Below are 6,070 nucleotides of genomic sequence, written 5' to 3' on the forward strand. Positions count from 1 at the left end.
GGGGGTGGGTGTGGGGTGCGTGTGGGTGTCTGGTGGGATGCGGGTCAGCCGGCCGCCGGGACGGGCGTCAGGGTGTCCCGGATCAGGTCGTGGGGAGGGGCTGCCACCAGGTAGAAGTGGTCGCCCGGTACGGCCTGTTCACGGACGCCGCCCGTGGTCAGCTCGCTCCAGGGCCGGCGGTCGGCGTCCGCGTCGGCGTCCCCGGTGAGGGTGGTGACCGGGCACCGCACGCTCGGGGCGGAGCCGGCGTCGGCAGCGGAACCGGGGGCGTAGGCGTGGAACATGGCCGCGTCCGCCCGTACGTACGGCAGGACCAGCTCCTGGAACTCGGGGTCGGCGGCCAGTTCGGGATCGGTGCCGCCGAGCGTGAGGAGACGTTCGATGACGGCCGGGTCGTCGTCCTCGTCCGGGTCGGCCCAGTCCTCGGCGGACGGGTACGGGGCGTCGCGGGAGCCCGACGCGAACAGGTGGACCGGGTCGATCCCGCAAGCCTCCAGCGCCGCTGCGGTCTCGAGGGCGATCGGGGCGCCCATGCTATGGCCGAACAGGGCCAGCGGGCGGTCGGCCAGGGGAGCCACGGCCCCGGCGACAGCGCGGGCGAGTTCGCGCAGGTCGGTCGCCACCGGCTCGGCGAGGCGCTCGGCGCGGCCGGGGTAGCGGACCGCGTACACCTCGACCCCGGGGATCCGGTGGCCCCAGTCGCGGAAGAAGGACGCGGATCCCCCGGCGTGGGGGAAGCAGATCAGACGGGCGACCGGGTCGGCCACGGGAGCGGTGCGGTGCAGCCACAGGCCGGTGTCGGCGCTCGCGCGGTACGGGGCGGTCGTGGGGTCGGTGGTCACTTGGCGGTCTCCTGAGTCGGGTCCTGCCGTCGGGCACGCAGGGCGCGGGCGCGGCGCGCGGCGGCGCGGCGCTCGGCCGAGGCGGCGGCGTCGGCGCCTTCGGTGGAACCGTCGCCGTCGCGCAGCATCGCGACCTGCGCGGCGACGGTGGTGTGCTTGAACAGCGCGATCACCGGCGGCCGCTTGCCGGTATGGCGTTCCAGGGCCTCGCGGAGCTGGAACATCGCCAGGGAGTGGCCACCGACGTCGAAGAAGTTGGCGTCCAGCGGAACGTGGGGGGCCTTCAGGACCTCGGCCCAGGCGGCGGCGACCTGTGCGGTCAGATCGCCCTGGGACGCCGGCGCGGCGGCGGTGGGGATGGGGGTGTGAGCGGCGCCGGGGAGGGGCTGCTGCCCGTCGGCCCGGGCCTGCAGGGCCGCCCGGTCCGCCTTGCCGTTGACGGTGCGTGGGAACGCGTCGAGGCAGACGATCCGGGCGGGGACCATGACGGCCGGCAGCCGGGCGGCGAGCTGCTCGCGCAGCGACTCGGGGGCCGGTGCCGGACCGGACGGGGCGAGGACGAAGGCGGTGAGCAGGGTTGCGGCGGCATCCGGGACGACGACGGCCTCGCGTACTCCGGGCAGGGCCGACAACTGCTCCTCGATCATCAGGAGTTCCACCCGGTGGCCGCGGATCTTGACCTGGTGGTCGCGGCGGCCGAGGAAGGCGAGGGTGCCGTCGGCGTTCCAGCGGGCGCGGTCGCCCGTACGGTACATCCGGGCCCCGGGCGTGTCCGTGAACGGATCGTCGAGGAAGGCGCGGGCGGTGGCCTCCGGACGGCCGTGGTAGCCGCGGGACACCCCGGCGCCGCCGATGAACAACTCGCCCTCGGTGCCGGGCGGCACCGGGCGCAGTTCTTCGTCGAGGACGTGGAGTGTCGCACCGGGGACCGGCCGGCCGATGGAGACGGGGCCGGGGGCGTCGAAGCGCCGGTAACTGGCCCAGACGGTCGCCTCGGTGGGGCCGTACTCGTTGACCAGTGCGGTGGGGGCGGTGCGCACGGCGAAGTGGCGTCGGACGAGTTCGGGCGGCAGGGGTTCGCCCGCGACGACGACGGTTTCGAGGGAGCTCAGGCGCTCGCCGCCGAGGGAGCGCGCGGCGTCGAGCAGGACGCTGTAGAGGGAGGGCACGCACAGGAGCCGAGTGACACGGTGGCGCTCGACCAGTTCGACCAGCCGCTCCGGGTCGCGGACTTCGTCGGGGGTGGCGACGACCAGATGGCCGCCCGCCGTGAGGGTGCCCCAGAGCCCGGCCACCGACGAGTCGAAGGCCAACGGGGAGACGAGGAGGAAGACGGGCCGGCCGGGGTAGACCGTGCGGCGGGCCAGGGTGGAGGCGGCCAGCTGGCCGTGTTCGACGACGACGCCCTTGGGTTCGCCGGTGCTGCCCGAGGTGTAGATGAGGTACGCGGCGTCGTCGGCCGCCACCGGGACGCCGGGCGACTCCGGCTCGCGGCCGCGGGCCGCGCCGCCGCCCGGGTGGTCGGCCGCCGGTTGCCGGGCGGTGGAGTCGGCGTCCACCAGGGGTACGTCGAGCCCTGTGAGGCGGGGGCGTGATGCCTCCGTGACGAGGACGGCGTCGACTTGGGCGTCCGTCAGGATGTCGGTGACGCGCAGGTCGGGGTGGGAGACGTCCACCGGTACGTACGCGGCTCCGCAGCGCAAGGCGCCGAGCACGGCGGCGACCATCGCGAGGGAGGGTTCGACCAGCACGCCGACGCGTCCGCCGCGGCGGACGCCCGCCTCGGTGAGCGCTGCCGCGACGCGGGCGGCCCAGGCGTCGAGGTCGCCGTACGCGATGCTGCTCGCGCCGCAGCTGACGGCGGTGCGGGCGGGGCCGGTCCGGGCGAATCCCGCGACGAGTTCGTGCACCGGTGGCCGCGGGCCGGCGGGCAGGGGCTCGCCCTCTCCGGTGGGGCGGAGCGCGCCGGTCGGGGGCCCGGACGGGGCGGTCAGAGTCGGCGTGGCCATCAGGAGTCCTCCACTGTTCGTCGAGACGGCCCGGGGCCGGTCCGCGTCTTCAGGAGCTTCATGCCAGGCAATATTGCCAGGCGAGTCACATTCATGGCAACCTCTTGCCAGATCTGGAAAGTCAATCCGGCGCACCGGAACGCCCGGTGAACCGGAATCGCCATGGGAAAGGCAAGAGCCATGACTGAAACCCTGCAGGCGCCGACCGGTGTGACGGTCACTCCGCTGACCGGGAACATCGGCGCCGTGATCGGCGGCGTGAACGCGGGCGACGCGCTGAGCGACGAGACGATCGCCTCGATCCGCGCGGCCCTCCTCCGGTACAAGGTGGTGTTCCTGCGCGACCAGGACCTGGACTACCCCGCGCAGACCGCCTTCGCCTCGCGCTTCGGCAAGCTGACGCTCGGACACCCGATCTACGACGCCCCCGAAGGCCGCCCGAACCTGCGGGAGATGGACTCCAAGCAGGGCACCCGCGCCAACCACTGGCACACGGACCTCACGTTCATCGAGCGCCCGCCGGCCTTCGCCTTCCTGCACAGCAAGGTCATCCCCCCGGTGGGCGGGGACACCGTGTGGGCCAACGCCGCGACCGCGTACGCGAGCATGCCGGCGGAGTTGCGCCAGTTCGCCGACCAGCTGCGGATCGTCCACAGCAACGACTGCGACTTCACCGACGACACCGTCATCGAGCGCGGGGCCTACATCGCGACCCCGTACGAGGCGGAGCACCCCGCCGTCCGCGTCCACCCCGAGACGGGCGAACGCTCGCTGCTGCTCGGCGGGTTCGCACGCCGGGTGGTGGGGTACGCCCCCCAGGCCTCCCGCGATCTGATCCGGGTCATGCAGGAGTACCTGACCAAGCCGGAGCACACCGTGCGCTGGCAGTGGCGCGTCGGCGACATCGCCATCTGGGACAACCAGTCGACGGCGCACTACGCCATCTACGACTACGGCAACCAGTACCGCCGAGGCGAGCGCGTCACCGTCGTGGCCCCCACCCCGGTCGGCGTGGACGGCCGGCCCAGTACGGCCCTGCGCGGCGACACCTCCGCCTACAGCACGGGCCGGGACTGAGCGGCCGGCGCCCGCCCGGACACGAAGACCACGACCTCGGACATGACGGAGACACAGGTGCGCACGTCCCCTTACGGAACCTGGACCTCACCGATCGGCGCCGACGCGGCGGCCGCGGGGCAGAAGAAGGTCGAGTGGGCCGCTTTCATCGGCGGAGAGGTCTGGTGGACCGAGTGGCGCCCCGGCGAGTCCGGACGCGTGGCGCTGGTGCGCCGGGCGCCCGACGGCTCGACCCGCGACGCGCTGGGGCCCGGGTGGAACGTGCGCACCCGGGTCATCGAGTACGGAGGGCGGCCGTGGCTGCCGCTGGGCACGGACCCCGCCGCCGGGTTCGTGTTCACCCACTGGGACGACCAGCGGGTGTACCGGGCGGTGCCCGGGGGGCTTCCGGAGCCGATCAGTCCGGAGCCCGCGCTGCCCGGTGCGGCCGCCTACGCCGACTTCTCCCTCGTCGGGGACGAGGTCTGGTGCATGCGGGAGGTGGCCCTCACCCCGGACCGCGCCGAGGTCCGCCGGGACCTGGTCGCCCTGCCGTTGGACGGCAGGGCGGCCGCAGATCCGGCGGCCGTGCGGGTGCTGGCCGCGAGCCACCACCTGATGACCGGCCCGAAGGTCTCGCCGGACGGCCGGTACGCCTGCTGGCTCGGGTGGGACCACCCGCGGATGCCCTGGGACGGTACGGAGCTGATGGTCGCGCCGGTCGGCCCGGACGGCACCGTGGGCCCCGCCCGCGTGCTGGCGGGCGGCCCCGGCGTCGCCGTCAGCCAGGCGGAGTGGGCCCCGGACCGGCCCGGCGTCCTGTACGTGCTGAGCGACACCACCGGCTGGTGGAACCTCCACGAGCTGGGCCTCGACGGCTCCGTACGGCCGCTGTGCGCGCGGGAGGAGGAGTTCGGCGAGGCGCTCTGGCGCATCGGCGCCCAGTGGTTCCTTCCGGTGGGCGGCGGCCGGATGTTCGTCACGCACGGGGTGGGCGCGCGGCGGCTCGCGCTGTTGGGGGCCGACGGCTCGCTGACGGACCTGGACGGCCGCGAGGAGCTCACGGAGTGGGCGGTGCTGGCCACCGACGGCCGCCGGGTGGCGGCCTCGGCCGCCGGCCCGGGCAACCGGGGCGAGCTGCTGCTGTTCGGGCCGGACGGCGGGGCGCCGGAGGTGCTGCGCGCGGCGGACACCTCGTACACGGAACACCTGCCCCCGGGCTACCACGCGGTGTTCCGCGGCCCGGAGGGCGAGGAGGTGCACGCGTACGTGTACCCGCCCCACAACCCCGGCTTCACCGCTCCGGAGGGCGAGCTGCCCCCGTACCTCGTGCAGGCGCACGGCGGCCCCACCACCCGCAGCCAGCTGGTGGCGGACCTGTCCACCGCCTTCTTCACCAGCCGGGGCATCGGCGTGGTGGACGTCCAATACGGCGGGTCCACCGGCTTCGGGCGGGCCTACCGCGAACGGCTGCGGGAGGCCTGGGGCGTGGTCGACGTACGCGACTGCGCGACCGCGATCCGCGGCCTGGTCGCACAGGGGAAGGCCGACCCCGGGCGGATCGGCATCCGGGGCGGCAGCGCGGGCGGCTGGACCGCCGCGGCGTCACTGGCCGCCGAACCGGAGCTGTACCGCGTCGCCGGGATCTACTTCCCGCTCCTGGACCCGGAGGAGTGGCGCGCGCAGGGCACGCACGACTTCGAGTCGCGCTACCTCGAAAGCCTCATCGGCCCGTGGCCGCGGGCCGCCGCGCGCTACGCGGAGGTGTCGCCGCTGCGGCGCGCCGACCGGGTGCGCGCGCCGTTCGTGCTGCTGCAGGGGCTCGAGGACGCCGTGTGTCCGCCGGTCCAGACCGAGCGGTTCCTGAAGCGGATGCGCGAGAACGGGGTGCCGCACGCGTACCTCGCCTTCAAGGACGAGCAGCACGGCTTCCGCATGGCGCAGACCGTCATCGACTGCCTGCACGCCGAACTCTCCGCCTACGGGCAGGTGTTCGGCTTCGAGGCGCCGGGCGTCCCCCGGACCGGGCTCGGGGTGGCCCCGCAGGCCTGACCTCCACCCGCTTCCCCCGGCGGTACGGGAGACGGCGGTGCGGGGGGCCGAGCGGCTGCCGGAGGCGCTGGACGAGATCGCGGTGACCTTGGGCGCGGCCGTCGCCGTACC

At 74.6% G+C, this 6,070-nt stretch carries 4 protein-coding genes; 2 read left to right on the top strand and 2 right to left on the bottom strand.

The window, feature by feature from the left end:
• Positions 1 to 44: 44 nt before the first annotated feature.
• Both ABZ934_RS30820 and ABZ934_RS30825 read right to left on the bottom strand, forming a co-directional pair.
• Complete coding sequence (locus ABZ934_RS30820; protein ID WP_361319392.1) at positions 45 to 842, bottom strand: thioesterase domain-containing protein; 798 nt, start codon at positions 840 to 842, stop codon at positions 45 to 47.
• Positions 839 to 2,851 (bottom strand): non-ribosomal peptide synthetase, encoded by a 2,013-nt coding sequence (locus tag ABZ934_RS30825; RefSeq protein WP_361319394.1) that lies wholly within the window; start codon positions 2,849 to 2,851, stop codon positions 839 to 841. Before ABZ934_RS30825 ends, ABZ934_RS30820 begins: the two co-directional genes overlap by 4 nt.
• Positions 2,852 to 3,031: 180 nt before the next feature.
• Here ABZ934_RS30825 and ABZ934_RS30830 point away from each other — a divergent pair, with 180 nt between their 5' ends.
• Positions 3,032 to 3,928 carry a TauD/TfdA family dioxygenase gene (locus tag ABZ934_RS30830; protein ID WP_361319396.1) on the top strand — a complete coding sequence of 299 codons (897 nt, stop codon included), beginning with the start codon at positions 3,032 to 3,034 and terminating at the stop codon, positions 3,926 to 3,928.
• A 42-nt stretch (positions 3,929 to 3,970) separates the two neighbouring features.
• Positions 3,971 to 5,959: a prolyl oligopeptidase family serine peptidase gene (locus tag ABZ934_RS30835; protein ID WP_361319398.1), complete on the top strand. Its 1,989-nt coding sequence runs from the start codon at positions 3,971 to 3,973 to the stop codon at positions 5,957 to 5,959.
• The last annotated feature ends 111 nt before the right edge of the window (positions 5,960 to 6,070 follow it).

This window comes from Streptomyces sp. NPDC046557 (assembly GCF_040645975.1).
Classification (GTDB): domain Bacteria; phylum Actinomycetota; class Actinomycetes; order Streptomycetales; family Streptomycetaceae; genus Streptomyces.

Excerpts from the sequence above, each read along its gene's own strand:
- ABZ934_RS30825 (WP_361319394.1), bottom strand. The coding sequence starts at position 2,851 with ATGGCCACGCCGACTCTGACCGCCCCGTCCGGGCCCCCGACCGGCGCG.
- ABZ934_RS30830 (WP_361319396.1), top strand. The coding sequence starts at position 3,032 with ATGACTGAAACCCTGCAGGCGCCGACCGGTGTGACGGTCACTCCGCTG.
- ABZ934_RS30835 (WP_361319398.1), top strand. The coding sequence starts at position 3,971 with ATGACGGAGACACAGGTGCGCACGTCCCCTTACGGAACCTGGACCTCA.